Below are 20,541 nucleotides of genomic sequence, written 5' to 3' on the forward strand. Positions count from 1 at the left end.
GGGTGGATAACGGCGCAGCCTTATCCACCACAACGGTCCCGGTGGAAAACCGCTGCGCGGGTTTTCCACGGGGTGGCCATCCACCCTACCCGGTCTGGGCGACCCGTCACTTCTGATGATACTTGCCCTGGTCGTCCCACTCGTAGATGACGTAGTCGCTGACCTTCAGGTCGCCCTTGTCATCCCATTCCTTGGTCCCCATCACGGTCGTCACCGGATGGCTCTTCAGCCATTCGGAGGCCTTCTCCGCGTCGGTCCCGCCGGTGGCGTTGAAGGCCGCGGCCAGCGCCTGCAGCGAAGCGTAGGCATACAGCGTGTAGCCCTCCGGCTCGTAGCCGGCGGCGCGCAGCTTCTCGACCAGCGCTTGGCCTTCGGGGATCTTGCGCGGATCGGCGCCGAAGGTCATGAAGGCGCCCTTGACGTACTGCGGACCGCCGGCGGTGGTGACCAGTTCGTCGGTGACGATGCCGTCGCCGGAAACGAAGCTGGCGGTCAGGCCCTGCTCGCGCATCTGCCGCAGCAGCGGGCCGGCCTCGGTGTGCAGGCCGCCGAAGTAGACCACGTCGACGTTGGCGCCGCGCAGCTTGGTGACCAGCGCGTTGAAATCCTTCTCGCCGCGGGTCAGGCCCTCGTAGAGCACGGCACTGACGCCGCGCTTGGCCAACTGGGCGCGGGCGGAATCGGCGATGCCCTGCCCGTAGGTGTCCTTGTCGTGGATGACCGCCACGCGCTTGCCCTTCAGGGTGTCGACGATGAAGTCGGCGGCGACCTGGCCCTGCTGGTCGTCGCGGCCGCACATGCGGAACATGCCGGTCAGGCCGCGCTCGGTGACCTGCGGGTTGGTCGAGCCGGGGGTGATGGCGATGATGCCCCCCTCGTCGTAGACCTCGGAGGCCGGAATGGTCGAGGAAGAACAGAAGTGGCCGATCACCGCGGCGACCTTGTCCTGGTCGACCAGCCGGTTGGCCACGGCCACGGCCTGCTTCGGTTCGCAGGCATCGTCGCCCTTGATCAGCTTGACCGGCTCGCCGTTGATCCCGCCGGTGGCGTTGATGTCGGCCGCGGCCTGGCTGGCGCCACGCCAGTATTGTTCGCCGAAGGCGGCATTGGGCCCGGTGTGCGGGCCGGCGACGCCGATCAGCACATCGGCCCGGAGCACCGGGGACAGGCCCAGCGCGGCCGAGACCGCGAAAGCCAGGATTCCTTTTCTCACCATCGTCATGAAGTGAAGCTCCTTGTTATTGGAGTATTGGGGATCGTTTTCAGCGAGACGCGCGGTCCGCCGCATCCAGGCCCCGCCGGTTGTCCGGCGGGGAAGTCCGGGAAAATGGATGCGCGAGCGGCAAAGGCACACTCGCATGAGGGACGTCGGCGAGTTTAAACAATGACTTACAAGGCGTCGACGGCGCGCCGTCGCACATCACCGGCTGCGTCGCCCCTGCTCCCGGCCCCAGGCCAGCATGGCTTCCAGCAGCGCGCGCAGCACGTCGCGGGTCGGCCCGGCGAGATCCTCGCGGTAGCGGAAGGGCTCCTGCTCCTCCATGTAGCGACACTGGACCAGTTCCAGTTGCACGGCATGGATGCCCTGCTCCGGCCGGCCGTAGTGGCGGGTGATGTAGCCACCCTTGAAGCGCCCGTCGAGCACGCGGCCATAGCCCTCGGCCGCCGCGCACACCGCCATCAGCCGCTCGGCCAGGCGCGGATCGCAACTGGCGCCGGAATGGGTGCCCAGGTTGAGGTCGGGCAACCGGCCCTCGAACAGCCAGGGCACCACGGCGCGGATCGAGTGGGCGTCGAACAGCAGCGCATAGCCGAACTCCGCCTTCAGCCGCGCCAGCTCGGCCGCCAGGGTCTCGTGGTAGGGCCTCCAGACACGCTGCAGATACTCGGCGCGCAGCGCGGGAGCGGGCGCCCTGCCCGGCTGGAACAGCGGCGTGCCGTCGAGGAAGGTCGTGGGGAACAGCCCGGTGGTCGGACTGGCGTACAGCGGGCTGTCGTCCGGCGGACGGTTGAGATCCACCACGTAGCGCGAATAGCGCCCCGCCAGCAGGCTCGCGCCCAGCCCGGCGGCGAAATCGTAGAGCCGCGGCAGGTGCCAGTCGGTGTCCGGCAGGCTGCGGGCCGCCGGCACCAGGGCGGCCTCGACCTCGGGGGTAAGAAGGGTGCCGGCGTGGGGCATGCCGATCAACAGCGGCGTCCGGCCGCGGCTGAACTCCAGGACTTCATCCATGGCTGACTTCCTTTCCGTGAAAGACGATCCGCCTGGACAGCTCGCCGCCCAGCCAGTAGGCCAGCTCGGCCGGACGATGGATGTCCCAGGCGACGAAATCGGCGTACTTGCCGGGCTCCAGGCTGCCATGGTCGTCGGCCAGGCCGAGGGCGCGGGCCGCGTGCAGGGTTACCCCGGCCAGGGCCTCCTCGGCGGTCAGGCCGAAGGAGGTGCAGGCCATGGCCAGCATCAGGCGCAGCGACAGCACCGGCGCGGTGCCGGGGTTGAGGTCGCTGGCCAGGGCCATCGGCACGGCGTGCCGGCGCAGCGCCTCGACCGGCGGCCGGCGGCTCTCGTCGAGCAGGTAGAAGGCCGCCGGCAGCAGCACGGCCACCGTGCCCGCCTTCGCCAGGGCGGCGACGTCCGCCTCGCCGGCGTATTCCAGGTGATCGGCGGACAACGCCCGGTGGCGCGCCGCGACCCGCGTCCCGCCCAGCGCGGAAAGCTGCTCGGCATGCAGCTTGACCGGCAAGCCCAGGGCCTCGGCGGCCCGGAACAGCCGCTCGACCTGCTCGGGCGAGAAGGCCAGATGCTCGCAGTAGGCGTCCACCGCATCCACCAGGCCCTCGTCGGCCAGCGCCGGGAGCAGCTCGGCGCAGACATGCTCGATATAGGCGTCGGCGCGCCCGGCGTATTCCGGCGGCACGGCATGGGCGGCCAGGCAGGTGGTGCGCACCGTCAGCGGCAGGCGCTCGGCGAGCTGGCGGGCGACACGCAACTGCTTGCGCTCGCCGGGCAGGTCGAGGCCATAGCCGGACTTCACCTCCAGGCAGGTCACCCCGTCGCGCAGCAACTGGCGGGCGCGGCGCAACGCGCCGTCGAGCAACTGCTCCTCGCTGGCCGCCCGGGTGGCGCGCAGCGTGCTGAGGATGCCGCCGCCATGGGCGGCGATCTCGGCATAGCTGGCACCCTCCAGACGCAGCTCGAACTCGGCGCTGCGCTCGCCGGCGAACACCAGATGGGTGTGGCAATCGATCAGCCCCGGCGTGACCCAGGCGCCGCCGAGGTCGACGGCCTGGCAATCGCCGGGCGGCAAGGCGTCGCGCGGGCCGATCCAGGCGATCCGCTCGCCGCGGGCGAGGATCGCGGCGTCCTCGATCACCGAGTAGTGACCGCCCTTCATGGTGGCGGCATGGCAGTGGAACCAGCAACGGGTGTCGGTCATCGCCCTCGTCCCCTCCGGCGCTCATGAATCGATCCGTGTTTCTCCCCTCTCCCAGGCCCGGGAGAGGACGATGCACCGCGCTGGCGCGCCATCAGGCGTCGCCCAGCATCGGCAGCTTCAAGCCTCGCTCGCGGGCACAGGCGATGGCTTCCGGGTAACCGGCATCGGCGTGGCGCATCACCCCGCTGGCCGGATCGTTGTGCAGGACGCGGGCGATGCGTGCCGCGGCCTCGTCCGTGCCATCGCAGACGATGGCCACCCCGGCGTGCTGCGAGTAGCCCATGCCGACGCCGCCGCCGTGGTGCAGGGACACCCAGGTGGCGCCGCTCGCCGTGTTCAGCAGGGCGTTGAGCAGCGGCCAGTCGGACACCGCGTCCGAGCCGTCGCGCATGGCCTCGGTCTCGCGGTTCGGGCTGGCCACCGAGCCGGAGTCGAGATGGTCGCGACCGATGACCACCGGGGCCTTGAGTTCGCCGCGCCGGACCATCTCGTTGAAGGCCAGCCCGAGCCGGGCGCGCTGGCCGAGGCCGACCCAACAGATGCGCGCCGGCAGGCCCTGGAAGCGGATACGCTCGCGGGCCATGCCCAGCCAGCGGTGCAGGTGCGGATCGTCGGGGATCAGTTCCTTGACCCTGGCATCGGTACGGTAGATGTCCTCGGCCTCGCCCGACAGCGCCACCCAGCGGAACGGACCGATCCCCCGGCAGAACAGCGGGCGGATATAGGCCGGGACGAAGCCGGGGAAGTCGAAGGCGTTCTCCACGCCCTCGTCCCTGGCCATCTGGCGGATGTTGTTGCCGTAGTCGAACACCGGCACGCCCCGTTCGTGGAAGGCCAGCATGGCGCGCACATGCCCGGCCATCGAGCGCTTGGCCGCCGCGACGGTCGCGGCCGGCTCGCGGGCGGCGCGCTCGCGGTACTCGGCCCAGCTCCAGCCCCTGGGCAGGTAGCCGTTGAGCGGATCGTGGGCGCTGGTCTGGTCGGTGACCAGGTCCGGGCGCACGCCACGACGCACCAGCTCCGGCAGGATGTCCGCGGCATTCGCGCAGAGGCCGACCGACACGGCCCGACCTTCGCCGCGGTAGCGGGCGATGCGCGCCAGGGCGTCGTCCAGGTCGCGCGCCTGCTCGTCCAGATAGCCGGTCTTCAGGCGGAAGTCGATGCGGCTCTGCTGGCACTCGACCAGCAGCGCGCTGGCCCCGGCCAGGGTCGCCGCCAGCGGCTGCGCGCCGCCCATGCCGCCCAGGCCCGCGCTGAGCAGCCAGCGCCCGCGCAAATCGCCGCCGTAATGCTGGCGGCCGGCCTCGACGAAGGTCTCGAAGGTGCCCTGGACGATGCCCTGGCTGCCGATGTAGATCCAACTGCCGGCGGTCATCTGCCCGAACATGGCCAGGCCCCTGGCATCCAGCTCGTGGAAGTGTTCCCAGGTGGCCCAGTGCGGCACCAGGTTGGAGTTGGCGATCAGCACCCGCGGCGCGTCGCGCTGGGTGCGGAACACCCCCACCGGCTTGCCCGACTGGATCAGCAGGGTTTCGTCCTCCTCCAGGTTCTTCAGGCACTCGACGATCCTGTCGAAGCACTCCCAGTTGCGCGCCGCCCGGCCGATGCCGCCGTAGACCACCAGTTCCTTCGGGTTCTCCGCCACCTCGGGATCGAGGTTGTTCATCAACAGGCGCAGCGGCGCCTCGCAGAGCCAGCTCCTGGCGTTCAGGGCGGTGCCGCGCGGGGCGCGGATCTCGATGTCGCGGTACTTGTGGAAGGCTTCGCGCATGGGGGCATCCTCACGCCTGGATCGCCGGGACGTGCCTCAAGCATAGTCGCCGGGAATCGGCGGGCCAGCGGATGGAGGCGTATCGATGGCGCCCGGCCGCCGAGCGGCCCCCAGGGCCTGTTTTTGCGCGGCGTGTCATTGCCCGTCGTTCGATTGGAATGAGCCGACTTCTCTCCTCGCGCCCAACCCCGTGCAAAAACGGGCTCCGTCCGGCCGCGTGGAGTAGTGTTGACAGCCCCTAATACAGATTGAAAGGCGTGACGATCCGGATCGGCGAGGACGGCACGGGTCCCGACTGCCAGACCCTGTGGAACTGCAGGATGTGCAGGAAGGCATGCCGCGCGTCCGCATGCAGATCGTGATCGATGATGGCATTGACCCGTTCCTCGGCCAGCAATCGCCGGTTCTCCTCGTCCAGGTCGTGGCCGATGAAGACCTGCAGCGGCCGTTCGAGCGCGGCGAAGGCATCGACGATCGCCCGGTTGCCTCCGCCGACGCTGTAGACGGCGCTCAGCGAGGGATGCTCCTGCAGTACGCTTTTCACCCGCTCGTAGGTGAGTTCGTACACGCCGTAGCCACCGCTGATGTCCCGCACCGAGAGATGGGGCATGCGGTTTCTCAGCCAGAGCCGAAAGCCCATTTCGCGCTCTTCCTCGCCGCGAAAGCTGTCGCTGCTGATCACCACCGCCACTTCCCGGGGGCTGTCGTCCAGCCAGTTGGCGAGCAGGTAGGCGGCGGTCTGCCCGGCGGTGCGGTTGTCCATCCCCACGTAGCCGATGCGTTGGCTTTGCGGCAGGTCCGTCACCAGCGTCACCACCGGGACGCCCGCCTGCGTCACCCGGTTCACCGCCTCGTTGAGCAGCGGCTCGTCGGGCGCCTTGAGAATGAGCCCCTGCGAACCGTTGGCGGCGCAACGCAGCATGAGCTTGTACATCCGCGAGGCGTCGATGTCCTCGAACAGGTGGAAGCGCGTCCTGATCCGGAACGGCGCCATGCTGCCGACCTGGGCGGTGATCGCCTCCTCCACGATCCGGCTGAAGCGCCGCGGCGTATGCATGATGACGTCGATATGGAAGGTCCGCCCCGAGGCCAGGCCCGCGGTTTCCTGGGCCTCCAGCTCCTGCAATGCCTGCTCGATGCGCCGGCGCATCTGGTGATGCACGCCGCCGCGCTGGTGCAGGACCCGGTCGACCGTGGCCTTGCTGACGCCGGCCTGGGCGGCGATCTGTTTGATGGAGAACTTCTTCGCTTGATCGAGCACGCTTTTCCGCCGCCGTTCCGTATGAGGTTTTTCTGAGGTTTTCATGCGCTTTTATGAAGCGCCCCCGATGCTAATCTCGTCCCCGCCGATATGTACAGGCGGGCGGATGCAAATGGTTGCACGCTCGCCCGGATAACAAAAACAAACGCATAGGAGAGTGTCATGCCCGAATCCCAATTCCCGTCTTCATTCGCCGGACGCTACTTCGTCGTGACCGGAAGCACCCAGGGACTGGGCGCGGCGGTCGCGCAGTTGCTGGCGCGGCGCGGCGCGGCCGGCCTGGTCATCTGCGGGCGAAACCGCCCGAAGGGAGAACTGCAAGTCGGACGGCTGGCCGAACTGGGTTGCCAGGCGCATTTCGTCGAAGCCGACATGGAGCGCGTGGAAGATTGCCGCCGGGTGATCGCGACGGCGGAACAGCACTTCGGCACCCTGCATGGCCTGGTCAACTGCGCAGGCATGTCGGATCGCGGAACCATCCTCGATACCTCGGCCGAGCTGTTCGAGCGGATCTTCGCCGTCAACGCGCGCGCGCCCTTCTTCCTCATGCAGGAAGCCATCAAGCTGATGATCCGCAAGCAGGTGGAAGGCGCCATCGTCAACATCATCACCATCAGTTCCCATGGCGGACAGTCGTTCCTCGCGCCCTATGTCGCTTCCAAGGGCGCGCTGGCGGCCCTGACCAGGAACGTCGCGTTTTCCGTCCTGCGCAACCGGATCCGCGTGAACGGCCTGAACATCGGCTGGATGGATACGCCTCACGAGCACGAGATCCAGCAGCACTACCACGCTGCCGAGGACGACTGGCTCAGCCGGCACGAGCGCGAGCAGCCCTTCGGTCGCCTGCTCAAGCCGGAAGAGGTCGCCCGGGCCGTCGCGTTCCTGCTCTCCGAGGAGTCGGGAATGATGACCGGCGCGCTGATCGACTTCGACCAGGGCGTGATCGGCTGCGGCGACGGCCCCACGCCGCGTCCGGAAGCCCCGCTGCAACTCTGAATCCCCCTACCCGACAAGCACAATGAAAGGAGTGAACCATGAGTGAGATCCGTCCGTCCGACCGGCTGTTCGTCGGCCCCGAGGCCGCCGACATCGAAGAATTCGCCGCGCTGTGCGCCAGGGAAACGGACCCGGCCCTCTATCCGCACAGTTCGGCGGTGCAGAAGAACGTGGTCATCTACGACGGCCAGGCGCTGCTCGCCGACCTGCAGCGGGACAAGCCGGCCGTGCAGAAGGAAATGCACGATCTGCTGCGCAACGGACCCGGCGTGCTGGTCGTCAGCGGCGCCTATGCCGACCTGGCCGTCGTCGACCGCCACACCGAGGTGTTCGAGCGGATTTTCGAAGCCGAGGCCAGGCAGGGCATCGCCTCCGACCACTTCGCCAAGGCCGGCGCCAACGGTCGGATCTGGAACTCGTTGCAGAAATCCGCCGAGCTTTCGCCGGAATCCTTCATCGAATACTACGCCAACCCGCTCATCGGCCTGGTGGCCGAAGCCTGGCTCGGCCCCCACTATCAACTGACGACCCAGGTGAACGTCGTCCGTCCCGGCGGACAGGCGCAGCAGGCGCACTGCGATTACCACCTGGGCTTCCAGAGCGTCGAGGAAGTGGCCCGTTATCCCGTTCCGCTGCACACCTTGTCGAAATCCCTGACCCTGCAATGCGCCGTCGCCCACTCCGACATGCCGGTGGAGACGGGGCCGACCTTGCTGCTGCCTTTCTCCCAGCAGTACGAACTGGGCTATCTCGCCTGGCGGCGCGCCGACTTCATCGATCACTTCCAGCGCCATGCCGTGCAACTGCCGCTGAGCAAGGGCGACATAGTGTTCTTCAATCCGGGGCTCTTCCACGCCGCCGGTACCAACCGGACGACGGACCGGCAGAGGATCGCGAATCTGCTGCAGATTTCGGTGGCCTTCGGCAAGCCTATGGAAAGCGTCGACCGGGATGCCATGTCGCTGGCGCTGTATCCGGCGCTGTCCAGAATCGTGGCGCAGAAGAAGCTGGATGAGGTGAATCTGCGCGCGGTCGTCGCCGCCGTGGCGGATGGCTATTCCTTCCCGACCAACCTGGATACCGATCCGCCCTTGCAAGACCTGGCCCCGCAGACCGCCCAGCAATTCATCTGGCAGGCCCTGCAGGAAGGCTATTCCTTCGAGCGCTTCAGCGAGGGGGTCCGGGACATGCAGCGCAGGCGCCAGGCGAAGTCCTTCGACAAGCTGTCGCACTGACGCGACGCTCCGAAGGCTTGGCCGGACAGCGGGCCTGAAGTGATCCGGAGCATTTCAGGCCCGTGAATCGGATTAATGCGGATAACACAACCGACATCCAACAGCACTTTGCCTTCCCATACGGCAATGAATTTAAGTTTTGGCTCATCCCGAATAAGAACAATCAGGAAAAATCCATGATGAAAACCAGGCTTATCGCACTTCTGCTTTCCTGCTTTCTCGCGCCGCTGGCACTGGCGGATATCCGCATCGGTGTCAGCATCGCGCAGACCAACGACGTTTTCCTCGCCCGAATGCGCAACGACATGGCCGAACACGCCAGACAACTGCCCGATATCGACCTTCAATTCGAAGACGCCCAGGGCGATGTGGTGAGACAACTCAACCAGGTCCAGAACTTCATTGCCCAAGGCGTGGACGCCATCATCGTCAATCCGGTCGATACCGCCGCGACCAGGAATATCACTCGCCAGGCCACCCAGGCCGGAATTCCCCTGGTCTATGTCAATCGCCGTCCCGAGGAAGCCACATTTCCGCCAGGCGTGGCCTATATCGGCTCCGACGAATTCAAGGCCGGCGAATTGCAAATGCAATACCTGGCCGAGCGGATGGGGGGTAAGGGCAACCTGGCCATCATGCTCGGCCTGTTGTCGAACGATGCCACGCGCAATCGCACGCGCGGGCTCAAGGAAGTGCTCAAGAAGTACCCCGATATTCATATCGTCGAGGAGCAGAATGCCGACTGGCTGCGGGAGAAAGGCATGGACCTGATGAACAACTGGATGGTTTCGGGGCAAAGGATTGATGCCGTCGCGGCCAATGCCGACGAGATGGCCATCGGCGCCGCCCTGGCGCTGAAACAGGCCGGCCTGAACCCCGGCAAGGATATTTTGATCGCCGGCACCGACGGCGGCCCGAACGGCCTGGATGCGATCAGGAACGGCTTGCTGCAGGCGACGGTCTATCAGGACGGCAAGGGGCAGGCGAAAGGCTCCATCGATCTGGCGGTGAAAATGGTCAGGAAGGAAACTTTCGAAGCGGAAGTCAGCATTCCCTTCCAGTTGGTCACCCAGGGTAACTACGAGAACTTCCTCAACCGCTGAGAAGCGCCTCGAAGCGCTGCCGCGCCGATGAAGCGGTGGCGCTGCCAGTATGATCGAAAGCTTCCCGAGTCCTCCGCTTTCCAGCCAACCGCAATGCTGCCCTCTCGCGTGGGACAGCATTGCGGCCATTTCCGGAGTTCATGGTTCCATCAGGAGTTAACCACGGAAGAATGCTTCTCATGCAGATATAGAAGCTCGCAGTACATCTGCTCGGCATCCCCTACCCCGACAAGTTTTCGATCCACCAGAGCGGCAATATAGCCATACATCCAGGTAGTGGAGTCACGATGCATTCGCCGAAGAAGAGTCGCCTGATCTGTTTCGGGAATCTTCATCTTGTCCCAGTTCATTATCGAATTGCCCTGCAGGCTATTCAAACGTCTATTGAAGCTGGAAGAACGAGCAGCCAAGTCTTTAAGCATCATTATTCCTTTCACCCTTGTCATTTCCCTAGACATCCGGACATGCAGCGGAACGCATTGAAAGCGTAGACGACGATCTATCCCGATGATTGCCCGGCTCTTCACATGGAAGATCCGGCGAACTCCGCTATCTATCATTAAAGTGCCAAATGAATATCCATTTGCCAGCCTTTCGGAGAAGCGGCTTTCCGCTGTCGTCCCCGCCTCATGAGCGCATGTACGGCAGCGCAGAGCAGCCCGGCATCCGGCAGGGAACAGGAAACCCCCCATACTTCAGGCAGTTGTGGCCGGCATGTCCCGTCACGCGTCTCGTCGTCCGAACGATGGCATCCTCCACAGTCTCCCAGACGGAACAGGCGATTCCCCGTTCGCCGCTGGCGAAGCGAACCGCTACTTATGTTTCGTCGTTTTTTCAGGATTCTTTGTCTTGTTACAAATGCGCCCTTCCGCCCTTGGCGTCAGGCTTCGTGCGCCATCCATCCGCCAGATGACGGCGCCTTTCGACTCATGACGCCGCCATGCCGGCCGACGACCGCTCCTGTGGCCCGATATTCGGCGCAGATCCAGGCTGGCGATCGACTGCCCGGCCGTCCATCGAGCGATGCCGGCGATCGGGATCGCGAAAAGATTCCATCGGCCAAAATGGCCGGGACGGACACGATGTGGCATACGATCTTCGAAAAAACCATCGGACGCCGGCAGCGACTGTGACTTTTGGTACCGACACACATCGCTGCAACGCCAGACAAGTTCTATGGGCCCTTCCGGCTTCAATGGCACGGAACATGGGACAGGCGCAAAGGTCAATTCAAACAGGAGGAGAATGTACAGAACTTCGATAGCACTGTTATTATCTCTGTAAACAGAGAGACCGATACAAGAGACCAGGAGCGAATTGAACAACGGGAAGGAACGTTTGCACCCTCAGCGATGACCATCGCCAGGGATGGCCTCTTTCCCAAAGAGGTACTCCTATGTCCAGCATGACCAATCTCGAACATAGCGGCACCGCTCGCGTCCATGCCAGCGATCTCGTGCATCATGCCCGCGACAACAAACGTGTCGCCCGGGAACTCGACCGTCTCCATCTGCACGATCTGGCAAACGAATTGAGAGGATTTGCCGATAATCAAATGCGCATGGCCAGGATGTGGCTGCCGCGCCGCCGGAGCGGATATTCCGACGGCTCCTGGCAATTGCTTCGGCTGATGGAAAAACACTCCAGGCCAAGTTCCCACCGGCGGGAAAACTGAACGTCTGCCAGTATGTCCGTCGTACAGACAGCATTATTCCGGATAACCGGAATGGCTGCGGCAACCAGAACGTGGTCATTTCGCTTTTCCGGCGATCCGACCGATGTCTTCTTCACATGAGGCATCGGTCGGCCGGTACAATCGAACCCGGCAAGATGGAATCCATATACTGGCCATGAGCATCGCGCATTTGTCGGGAAATCCGTTACCGGATCGGATGCGATCAATCCCGATAACGCTCTGAGCATCTTTCGTGACCGTCTTTACGTCCGGTATTTCCAGCTTCCGGATCGTGGAAACGGGAATGAATCGGCAAATGAATCAAGCCCGTGATACGCCCGGAGGCATCGACCAGTCGGATGGTCATGTATTGGCGTTGCTGCATGGCGCACCTCCTTCGACCGGCATCGCCAGGACTCGGTCGCGAGCCGTGGCCGATACCTCTTCCTGTCGATTCCGCCCAAGCCATTTCCCCTGTTAGGCCCTGGTTCGCGCCAAACATTCCCTCATGCCGGACTCCGCATGGACTTTCCGCCCGAACGACCGGCAGATGCGCGATGAAAATGCCGAAGTTGGCCACCGATGCCTCGGCGCTTCCTCAAGCGGAGATGTCGCGCAGGTAGTCGAGCACCTCCTGCGAGCTGATCTTGAGAAAGACGAACGACACGGCGTGAAACACGACGATCGAGAAGACGACACTGAGGTAGACGCTCAGGGTCGTACCGAACAGAAAGCCGATACCCGCCAGCAAGCCGATGTGCGAAGCGACGAAGGCCGCCCCGACCAAGGTGCCGAGGAAGGTGGCCGCCCCGTACGACAGCAGTACGGAGAGCAGCAGGCCGACGATAGCGACGAGGCGCCGCCTGGGGTCCTTCACCAGAAAGGCGACCCGGACGATCAATACCGGCGCCGAGATGAAGGAGGCGAGCACCTTGACCGGATGGCTGGCGATCCGGCGGAACACCTCGCCGAGCCGTCCCTTTTCGTTGGCGGCATTCCTGGCCAGTGCGGAGATCCCGCTTCCCAATACCTCACCGGCAGCTTTTCCGAACATCGGTATTCCCCATCGCGGCAAAGGGCCGAGTGGCCTCGGGTTTCACTCGGTGCATGGTAGCGCACTGCACGAAATCAGGCCCGACGCCGTTCCCTTGTATCCACTTATGGACTATATTCGCATAAATAGATCATATCTGGATATTCGCGGAGCTTTCCCCCATGGCCCCCCATTCGCGCACCGCCCCGAGCACCCGCACCAGTGTCGACACACCCCGGGCCGGACAGGTGGCACTGAAGTTCTTCTTCCGCCTCGCCGAACTCTGGGGACTGACCCCGGAGCAGCAGATGGTGCTTCTCGGCGGCATCGGCCGCTCCACCTACTTCAACTACCGCAAGCTCCCGGAGGTCCGCCTGGGCCGCGACCTGCTGGAACGGATCTCCCATCTGATGGGCATCCACAAGTCGCTGCGCATCCTGTTCGGCGACTCGCCCTCCACCTACGACTGGATCAAGCGCCCGAACAAGGCCGCGCCCTTCAACGGCGACTCGGCGTTGCAACGGATGCTGGCCGGATCGCTGGTCGACCTGTCGGACGTCAACCGCTATCTGGCGGCGCAGCGGGGCTAGGAATGAACGAAGTCACTCCCGACTGGCAGGCGCACCGGCTGGTCGCCAGCCATTTCCCACCCATCGGCGTGTTCGAGGACACCCTGGACCCCGCCGACCTGGAGATCGCCTTCGAGATCGAGGCGCTGACCAACGATCGCCTGCGCGAGGAAGCCGGCGAGATTCGCCTGGTCGCCCCCGAGGACCGGGTTTCCGGCCCCGGCTCCAGCCCGGTCATGGCGGCCTTCACCCACATCGGCAATCCGAGCCGCTTCACCGACGGCAGCTACGGCGTCTACTACGCGGCCGACAGCCTCGAAGCGGCCATCGCGGAAACCCAGTTCCACCGCGCGCGCTTTCTCGCCGCCACGGAGCAACCCAGCCTGGAGCTGACCATGCGCTGTTACCTGAGCCTGATCGTCCGGCCGCTGGTGGACATTCGCGCCGGCGCCCCCGAACTCTACGCCCCCGATCCCGACCGCTATGGCCCGGCCCAATCCTTCGCCGCCCGGCTGCGCCTGGAAGGCACATGGGGCCTGCTCTACGACAGCGTGCGCCGTCCAGGCGCCGAATGCGCGGCGCTGTTTCGCCCGCCGGCGACCAGCATCCCGGTACAGGGCAAGCACCTGCGCTATGTCTGGGATGGCCAGCAGCAAGCCTTCACCCACGTTCTGGAAGTCTCGGAAATCCGTTGACCGCCCTCTCCTGCCATCCAGGGCGGCTGGCAGGAAACAACCGTCCGCCCCAACCCCAGTGTTTTTCTGATTACCTGTAGTCGATCAGGAGAGTTGGTATAGGAGTCTGCCTTGACTCTTGATTTCCGATTTCAGAAATAAAAACGAACGGACAGGGTACTTTTGCCACTTCCGCCGAGTCCTTCTGTCTATCTGCTCGCACAAACTTGCCCGGAGGCGGCAAGCTCGATGCGTGCCATCGCTTGATTTCCGATTTAAGGAGAACATCGAAACCCAGGCTTCCCTGACGAGGGACCGCCCATCGTCCCGAGAAGCCGGCCCATGGCTGGCTGCGTTCGCCCACTCCGCTCGCATGGCTCTACGAACGCCCGCTCGATAGCGACAGCGGCTCCGCCAGCCGGAGAGCGAGCCCTCTCCAGCCGCGATCCGACGCGGGGAAGCCTCCAGGAAAGGAGCTTTCGCAACATTGCCGGCACAGGGGATCGCCACCTGTCGGAATACCCGCGAAAAAGAGCTTTTCGGTCCTTTTTTAATAGAACTTTCACGCTCGGTGGAGCACCATGAGACCTGCTGAAGGATCAGCTCCATCGTGTGACAAAGCCCACCGCAGTTTTGGTGGGCTTTTTCTTGTCCCCCGGTTTTCCCGCCTCCCTCCTGGCCGTCCCTGGCATGCAACGAACCCCTCCCCCGCTTCGGCCGGGCCATCGCCCGTCCCGTGCCAAGACATAACTGCCAGTGCTCTGATCGCAAATTTCCGATTTTTGGAAAACAGAGATAGAACGAGACAGGTTCTCCCCCACTCCGACGCCGTCGATAAGGAGCATCTTCGACAAGGCCGGGGCTTTCTGCCTATCTATATAGAGAAGCCTTTTCGCAGGATGTCCCCATGCCTTCCGCCCTGCTTCTCCGCCCCGGCCAGCTCAGCCTGGACGACCTGCGCGCCATCTACTGGAGTCAGGTCGGAATCGACCTCGATCCGGCCTGCCGGACCGGGGTCGAGGCCAGCGCCCGCAGCGTCGCGGCGATCCTCGCCAGCCAGCGCACCGTGTACGGCATCAACACCGGCTTCGGCTTGCTGGCGCGCACCTCGATCCCGGCCGAGTCGCTGACCGCCCTGCAGCGCAACCTGGTGCTCTCCCACTGCACCGGTACCGGAGCGCTGCTGGACGACGCCAGCGTCGGGCTGATCCTGGCACTGAAGATCGCATCCCTGGCGCGCGGTCACTCGGGCGTCGGCTGGGCGCTGATCGAGGCGTTGCTGCGGCTCTACCGGGCCCGGGTCTATCCGTGCATTCCCTCCCAGGGCTCGGTGGGCGCCTCCGGCGACCTGGCGCCGCTGGCCCATCTGGCGGCGACACTGCTCGGGATCGGCCAGGTGCGCCACCGGGGCCACCTGCTGGAGGCTGGCGAAGGACTGGCCCTCGCCGGTCTCGAACCCCTGACGCTCGGGCCCAAGGAAGGCCTGGCGCTGCTCAACGGAACCCAGGTTTCCACCGCCCTGGCGCTGCGCGGGCTGTTCGCCGCGGAACGGCTGTTCGGCGCCGCGGTGGTCGCCGGCAGCCTGAGCACCGAGGCGTTGAAGGGTTCCTTCGTGCCCTTCGATACCCGCATCCAGGCGGTGCGCGGCCAGCCGGGACAGATCGCGGTGGCCGCGCTCTACCGCGAACTGCTCCACGACAGCGCCATCAACCGCTCCCATGCCCGCTGCGCGCGGGTTCAGGACCCCTACTCGCTGCGCTGCCAGCCGCAGGTGATGGGCGCCTGCCTGGATCACCTGCGTTTCGCCGCCGGGGTGTTTTTGCGCGAGGCCAACGCGGTGTCGGACAACCCGCTGGTGTTCGCCGACGATGCCGAGGTGCTGTCCGGCGGCAACTTCCACGCCGAACCGGTGGCCATGGCCGCCGACGCGCTGGCCCTGGCCATCGCCGAGATCGGAGCCCTTTCCGAGCGGCGCATCGCCCTGCTGATCGACCCGGCGCTGTCCGGCCTGCCGGCCTTCCTGGTCAAGGAAGGCGGGCTGAATTCCGGCTTCATGATCGCCCAGGTCACGGCGGCCTCGCTGGCCTCGGAGAACAAGACCCTGGCCCATCCGGCCTCGGTGGACAGCCTGCCGACCTCGGCCGGCCAGGAGGATCACGTCTCCATGGCCACCTTCGCCGCCCGCCGCCTGCAGGACATGGCCGGCAACGCCGCGGGCGTGGTGGGCATCGAGCTGTTGGCCGCCGCCCAGGGCGTGGACTTCCACGCGCCGCTGTCCAGTTCGCCGCAACTGAACGAGGTCATGGCATTGATCCGCAGCCGGGTGGCGCACTACGAAGAGGACCGCTATTTCGCCCCGGACATCGCCACCGCGCGAGCCTGGGTCGAGGGCGGCGCCTTCGAGCGCTGGGTGTCCTGCGCCCGCCTCCATCTCTGAGCACGGAGTCCTTTCATGACCACCGTCCTGTTCGCCGAACGCGCCCTGCTGGCGGGGGGCTGGGCGCACAATGTGCGCCTGCAGATCGATACCGCCGGACGGATCGAACGGATCGAGCCCGATGCCGGCTCCGCGGGAGCCGAGCGCCTGCACGGACCGCTCCTGCCCGGCATGCCGAACCTGCATTCGCACGCCTTCCAGCGCGCCATGGCCGGGCTCGCCGAGGTGGCCGGCGGTTCCGCGGACAGCTTCTGGTCCTGGCGCGAACAGATGTACCGGCTGGTCGCCCGGCTCCTTCCGGAACAACTGGAAACCATCGCCCGCCAGCTCTACATCGAGCTGCTCAAGGCCGGCTACAGCAGCGTCGCCGAGTTCCACTACCTGCACCATGACCTCCATGGCCACCCCTACGCCGAGCGCGCCGAGCTGTCCCTGCGACTCGCTCGCGCCGCCGGCGAGGCCGGCATCGGCCTGACCCTGGTGCCGGTGCTCTACAGCCATTCCAGCTTCGGCGGCCAGCCGCCGGGGGCCGCGCAGCGGCGTTTCGTCCTCGATGTGGACGGCTATCTCGGCCTCCTGGCGCGCCTGCGTCCGGTGCTCAGGCGGAACGGACAGCACCTGGCGCAGGGTTTCCACTCCCTGCGCGCCGTCACCCCCGAACAGATCGCCCGGGTGCTGGAAGATTCGCCCATCGACGGCCCCATCCACCTGCACATCGCCGAACAGCAGAAGGAAGTCGACGACTGCCTGACCTGGAGCGGCCGCCGCCCCCTGCAATGGCTGTTCGAGCATTGCCCGGTGGACCGGCGCTGGTGCCTGGTGCACGCCACCCAGGCACAGCCGGAAGAACTCGCCCGCCTGGCCGCGAGCGGCGCGGTCGCCGGCCTGTGCCCCACGACCGAGGCCAATCTCGGCGACGGCCTGTTTCCGGCCGCCGACTACCTGGCCCATGGCGGGCGCTTCGGCATCGGCTCGGACAGCCAGGTATCGGTCAGCCCGCTGGAAGAGCTGCGCTGGCTGGAATACGGCCAGCGCCTGCGCGACCGTCGGCGCAATCGCCTTGCCCGGCTGGAGCGTCCGGCGGTCGGCGCCGTGCTCTACCAGGCGGCCCTGAGCGGTGGCGCCCAGGCCCTCGGACAGCCGATAGGCGCACTGGAAGTCGGCCGACGCGCCGATCTGCTGGTGCTGGACGGCGACGATCCCTATCTGGCGAGCGCCGAGGGCGATCAGTTGCTCAACCGCTGGCTGTTCGCCGGCAACGACCGCCAGGTGCGCGACCTGATGGTCGCCGGCCGCTGGGTGGTGCGCGAAGGCCGCCACGCGGACGAGGAGCGCAGCGCCCGTGCCTTCGCCAAGGTGCTGGCGACACTCTCGGCGACGCCCTTCGCCTCGGCGGCCAGGTGATCCCCGCGCCAGCTTGCGAAGCACCCCGCAATTCGTATTGGATGTCCCGGACGCCCTGGCGATCACACACCTGCCAGCGGGCTCGCCACTTCATTCGCCAAGGAACCGCCCCCTCATGTCGATACAGGAAGCACAATACGCCGCCCAGCAGGACCACTGGCTGGAAACGCCCCACGGACGTGTCTTCGCCCGCGTCTGGACCCCGCCCGCAGCGGCCCGGGAAGGCAGGGAAAGCCCGATCGTACTGTTCCACGACTCCCTCGGCTGCGTGGAGCTGTGGCGCGGCTTTCCGGCGCGCCTGAGCGCCAGCACCGGCAGAAGGGTCATCGCCTACGACCGGCTCGGCTTCGGCAGGTCGGCGCCGCGCAGTGACCGGCCGACGGCGGACTTCATCGTCGAAGAGGCCGAACGCCACTTCCCGGCGGTTCGCGAAGGACTCGGCATCGGGCACTTCGTCGCCTTCGGCCACAGCGTCGGCGGCGGCATGGCCGTCCACTGCGCGAGCCGCTTCGCCGATGCCTGCGAGGCCCTGATCACCGAATCCGCCCAGGCCTTCGTCGAGGAGCGGACCATCGCCGGTCTTCTGCAAGCCAAGGCGCTGTTCGGCCAGGAGGAACAGTTCGCCCGGCTCGGCAAATACCACGGCGACAAAGCCCGCTGGGTGCTCGACGCCTGGCTCGACACCTGGCTTTCGCCGGGCTTCTCCGCCTGGTCCCTGGCGTCCGTCCTGCCCGGGGTCGAATGCCCGCTGCTGGCCATTCACGGCCTCGACGACGAATACGGCTCGCCCCGGCACCCTGAACTCATCGCGCAATGGGCCGGCGGCCCCTCGCGCGCCGAGGTGCTGGCCGATACCCACCATGTCCCGCACCGCGAACGGGAACAGGCCGTCCTGGATCTGGTCGCCGGCTTCCTGCATGCCGGACGGCGGGCCGGTTCCTGATGGCGAAAAGACACGTGCCGACGGGACCGACGCGCCGTCTCCAGGCCCGGACGGAGTCCGGCCGCGCCGCCATGGATAGAAAAATGAAATCGCCCCGACAGGTTCAATCGATTAGTCAAAACGCCCTGCGCATCGTAAGGTTGCATCCATCGAAGTTCTTCACCCCACCTTATTCACCCCATCGAGGAGTCGAAATCCATGTTGGACGAGAGCCTTAAGACCCAACTGCAGGCCTATCTGGAACGCGTCACCCTGCCCTTCGAGATCGTCGCCAGCCTCGACGGGAGTGCCAAATCCCAGGAAATGCTCGGCCTGCTGCAGGACATCCAGGCGCTGAGCGACAAGATCGCCTTGCGCACCGACGGCAAGGACGCGCGCGTCCCGTCCTTCGCCCTGGAGCGCCCAGGCGCGGACATTTCCCTGCGCTTCGCCGGCATCCCCATGGGCCACGAATTCACCTCCCTGGTGCTGGCCCTGCTGCAGGTCGGCGGCTACCCGCCCAAGGCCAGCGAGGACACCATCGCCCAGGTCAAGGCGCTGGAGGGCGAATACCGCTTCGAAACCTACTTCTCGCTGTCCTGCCAGAACTGCCCGGACATCGTCCAGGCGCTGAACCTGATGGCGGTGCTCAACCCCAGGGTCAGCCATGTCGCCATCGACGGCGCGCTGTTCCAGGACGAAGTCGAGAAGCGCCAGATCATGGCCGTGCCGACCATCTACCTGAACGGCGAGCTGTTCGGCCAGGGTCGCATGGAGCTGGAACAGATCATCGCCAAGCTCGACACCGGCGCCAGCGCCCGCGAGGCGGAGAAGCTCAACGCCAGGGAAGCCTTCGACGTGCTGGTGATCGGTGGCGGCCCGGCCGGCGCCTCGGCGGCCATCTACGCGGCGCGCAAGGGCATCCGCACCGGCGTGGCGGCCGAGCGCTTCGGCGGCCAGGTGCTGGATACCATGGCCATCGAGAACTTCATCTCCGTGCCGGAGACCGAAGGCCCGAAACTCGCCCGCGCCCTGGAAGAGCACGTCCGCCAGTACGAGGTCGACATCATGAACCTGCAACGCGCGGTCAAGCTGGTGCCGGCTGCCGCCAAGGGCGGTCTGCACGAGGTGCGGTTCGAGTCCGGCGCCGCGCTCAAGGCCAGGACCGTGATCATCGCCACCGGCGCCCGCTACCGCGCCCTCGGCGTGCCCGGCGAGCAGGAATACCGCACCAAGGGCGTGGCCTACTGCCCGCACTGCGACGGCCCGCTGTTCAAGGGCAAGCGCGTGGCGGTGATCGGCGGCGGCAACTCCGGCGTCGAGGCGGCCATCGACCTGGCCGGCGTCGTCGCCCACGTCACCCTGCTGACCCACGGCGAGGCGCTGCGCGCCGACGCGGTGCTGCAACGCAAGCTGCACAGCCTGCCGAACATCACCGTGCTGCTCAACGCGCCGATCGCCGAAGTGCTCGGCGACGGCCAGAAGGTCAACGGTCTGGTCTACAAGGACCGCCTCGGCGGCGAAGCGCACCGTATCGAGCTGGAGGGCGTGTTCGTGCAGATCGGCCTGCTGCCGAACACCGAGTGGCTGAAGGGCTCCGTCGAACTCACCGAGCGCGGCGAGATCATCACCGATGCCCACGGCGCCACCACGGTTCCCGGCGTGTTCGCCGCCGGCGACGCCACCACGGTGCCCTACAAACAGATCGTCATCGCCGTGGGCGAAGGCGCCAAGGCTTCGCTGGGCGCCTTCGACCACCTGATCCGCAGTTCGGCTCCGGCCTGACGACCGGCCTCCGGGCAATCGGCAAAACGAAAAACCGCCGGCCGCGAGGCCGGCGGTTTTTTCATTCCATGCCTATCGACGAAGGGCGACGGCCAAACGTCTCACGCGGCCGAACGTCCCTCGGCGCTCGTCGAAGAACAGCCGGAATGCCCGAAACGCCTCCATCCGCCGCCGTACCCTTCGCAACCGCCCCGGACGAACGACTCAGGCGCATCGAGCGCAGCTTTTCCAGGCGTCTCGTC

The 20,541-nt window shown here is 66.0% G+C and carries 18 protein-coding genes; 10 read left to right on the plus strand and 8 right to left on the minus strand.

All coding sequences use genetic code 11. The features are described from left to right. Positions 1 to 106: 106 nt before the first annotated feature. The 5 genes from AVCA_RS11930 to AVCA_RS11950 form a co-directional block, all read right to left on the minus strand. The gene (locus tag AVCA_RS11930; protein WP_012701181.1) at positions 107 to 1,222 is read right to left on the minus strand and encodes a branched-chain amino acid ABC transporter substrate-binding protein; all 1,116 of its coding nucleotides are present in this window, start codon (positions 1,220 to 1,222) and stop codon (positions 107 to 109) included. A gap of 198 nt (positions 1,223 to 1,420) precedes the next feature. Then, a complete protein-coding gene (gene hutG / locus AVCA_RS11935) occupies positions 1,421 to 2,230 on the minus strand; it encodes an N-formylglutamate deformylase (RefSeq protein WP_012701182.1) in 810 nt (269 codons plus the stop codon). Then, positions 2,223 to 3,434 (minus strand): imidazolonepropionase, encoded by a 1,212-nt coding sequence (gene hutI, locus AVCA_RS11940; protein ID WP_012701183.1) that lies wholly within the window; start codon positions 3,432 to 3,434, stop codon positions 2,223 to 2,225. The genes hutG and hutI overlap by 8 nt, the downstream gene beginning before the upstream one ends. Positions 3,435 to 3,525: 91 nt before the next feature. Beyond that, positions 3,526 to 5,205, minus strand: coding sequence for a urocanate hydratase (hutU, locus tag AVCA_RS11945; protein ID WP_012701185.1), 1,680 nt, complete (start codon positions 5,203 to 5,205; stop codon positions 3,526 to 3,528). A 238-nt stretch (positions 5,206 to 5,443) separates the two neighbouring features. Next, positions 5,444 to 6,466: a LacI family DNA-binding transcriptional regulator gene (locus AVCA_RS11950; protein ID WP_012701186.1), complete on the minus strand. Its 1,023-nt coding sequence runs from the start codon at positions 6,464 to 6,466 to the stop codon at positions 5,444 to 5,446. A gap of 162 nt (positions 6,467 to 6,628) precedes the next feature. On the opposite strand from AVCA_RS11950, the gene AVCA_RS11955 reads away from it, so the two are divergent. From AVCA_RS11955 to AVCA_RS11965, 3 genes are all read left to right on the plus strand, one after another. Continuing rightward, a complete protein-coding gene (locus AVCA_RS11955) occupies positions 6,629 to 7,462 on the plus strand; it encodes an SDR family oxidoreductase (RefSeq protein WP_012701187.1) in 834 nt (277 codons plus the stop codon). Positions 7,463 to 7,500: 38 nt separating this feature from the next. Next, complete coding sequence (locus AVCA_RS11960; protein ID WP_012701188.1) at positions 7,501 to 8,697, plus strand: phytanoyl-CoA dioxygenase family protein; 1,197 nt, start codon at positions 7,501 to 7,503, stop codon at positions 8,695 to 8,697. A 179-nt stretch (positions 8,698 to 8,876) separates the two neighbouring features. Next, the gene (locus tag AVCA_RS11965) at positions 8,877 to 9,800 is read left to right on the plus strand and encodes a sugar ABC transporter substrate-binding protein (protein ID WP_041807553.1); all 924 of its coding nucleotides are present in this window, start codon (positions 8,877 to 8,879) and stop codon (positions 9,798 to 9,800) included. Between the two features lie 149 nt (positions 9,801 to 9,949). Here the strand turns inward: AVCA_RS11965 and AVCA_RS11970 are convergent, their stop codons facing one another. Further along, on the minus strand, positions 9,950 to 10,222 hold the full coding sequence (locus AVCA_RS11970; RefSeq protein WP_231876346.1) for a hypothetical protein: 273 nt from the start codon (positions 10,220 to 10,222) through the stop codon (positions 9,950 to 9,952). Positions 10,223 to 11,196: 974 nt separating this feature from the next. Between AVCA_RS11970 and AVCA_RS11975 the strand changes: the two genes are divergently transcribed. Next, a complete protein-coding gene (locus AVCA_RS11975; protein WP_012701191.1) occupies positions 11,197 to 11,475 on the plus strand; it encodes a hypothetical protein in 279 nt (92 codons plus the stop codon). 223 nt (positions 11,476 to 11,698) lie between these two features. Here AVCA_RS11975 and AVCA_RS24895 read toward each other — a convergent pair whose 3' ends face one another. Both AVCA_RS24895 and AVCA_RS11980 read right to left on the minus strand, forming a co-directional pair. Beyond that, positions 11,699 to 11,860, minus strand: coding sequence for a hypothetical protein (locus tag AVCA_RS24895; RefSeq protein ID WP_012701192.1), 162 nt, complete (start codon positions 11,858 to 11,860; stop codon positions 11,699 to 11,701). A 213-nt stretch (positions 11,861 to 12,073) separates the two neighbouring features. Next, the gene (locus AVCA_RS11980; protein ID WP_012701193.1) at positions 12,074 to 12,529 is read right to left on the minus strand and encodes a hypothetical protein; all 456 of its coding nucleotides are present in this window, start codon (positions 12,527 to 12,529) and stop codon (positions 12,074 to 12,076) included. A 161-nt stretch (positions 12,530 to 12,690) separates the two neighbouring features. On the opposite strand from AVCA_RS11980, the gene AVCA_RS11985 reads away from it, so the two are divergent. From AVCA_RS11985 to ahpF, 6 genes are all read left to right on the plus strand, one after another. After that, the gene (locus tag AVCA_RS11985) at positions 12,691 to 13,098 is read left to right on the plus strand and encodes an MbcA/ParS/Xre antitoxin family protein (protein WP_175555886.1); all 408 of its coding nucleotides are present in this window, start codon (positions 12,691 to 12,693) and stop codon (positions 13,096 to 13,098) included. Between the two features lie 2 nt (positions 13,099 to 13,100). Next, on the plus strand, positions 13,101 to 13,772 hold the full coding sequence (locus tag AVCA_RS11990) for an RES family NAD+ phosphorylase (protein WP_012701195.1): 672 nt from the start codon (positions 13,101 to 13,103) through the stop codon (positions 13,770 to 13,772). Positions 13,773 to 14,658: 886 nt separating this feature from the next. Beyond that, positions 14,659 to 16,188, plus strand: coding sequence for a histidine ammonia-lyase (gene hutH, locus AVCA_RS11995; protein ID WP_012701196.1), 1,530 nt, complete (start codon positions 14,659 to 14,661; stop codon positions 16,186 to 16,188). A gap of 15 nt (positions 16,189 to 16,203) precedes the next feature. Further along, the gene (locus AVCA_RS12000; RefSeq protein ID WP_012701197.1) at positions 16,204 to 17,592 is read left to right on the plus strand and encodes a formimidoylglutamate deiminase; all 1,389 of its coding nucleotides are present in this window, start codon (positions 16,204 to 16,206) and stop codon (positions 17,590 to 17,592) included. A gap of 115 nt (positions 17,593 to 17,707) precedes the next feature. Further along, positions 17,708 to 18,535: an alpha/beta fold hydrolase gene (locus AVCA_RS12005; protein WP_012701198.1), complete on the plus strand. Its 828-nt coding sequence runs from the start codon at positions 17,708 to 17,710 to the stop codon at positions 18,533 to 18,535. A 198-nt stretch (positions 18,536 to 18,733) separates the two neighbouring features. Continuing rightward, a complete protein-coding gene (gene ahpF, locus AVCA_RS12010; RefSeq protein WP_012701199.1) occupies positions 18,734 to 20,299 on the plus strand; it encodes an alkyl hydroperoxide reductase subunit F in 1,566 nt (521 codons plus the stop codon). Positions 20,300 to 20,541 lie beyond the last annotated feature (242 nt).

Origin of the sequence: Azotobacter vinelandii CA, from assembly GCF_000380335.1 — a bacterium.
Classification (GTDB): Bacteria; Pseudomonadota; Gammaproteobacteria; order Pseudomonadales; family Pseudomonadaceae; genus Azotobacter; species Azotobacter vinelandii.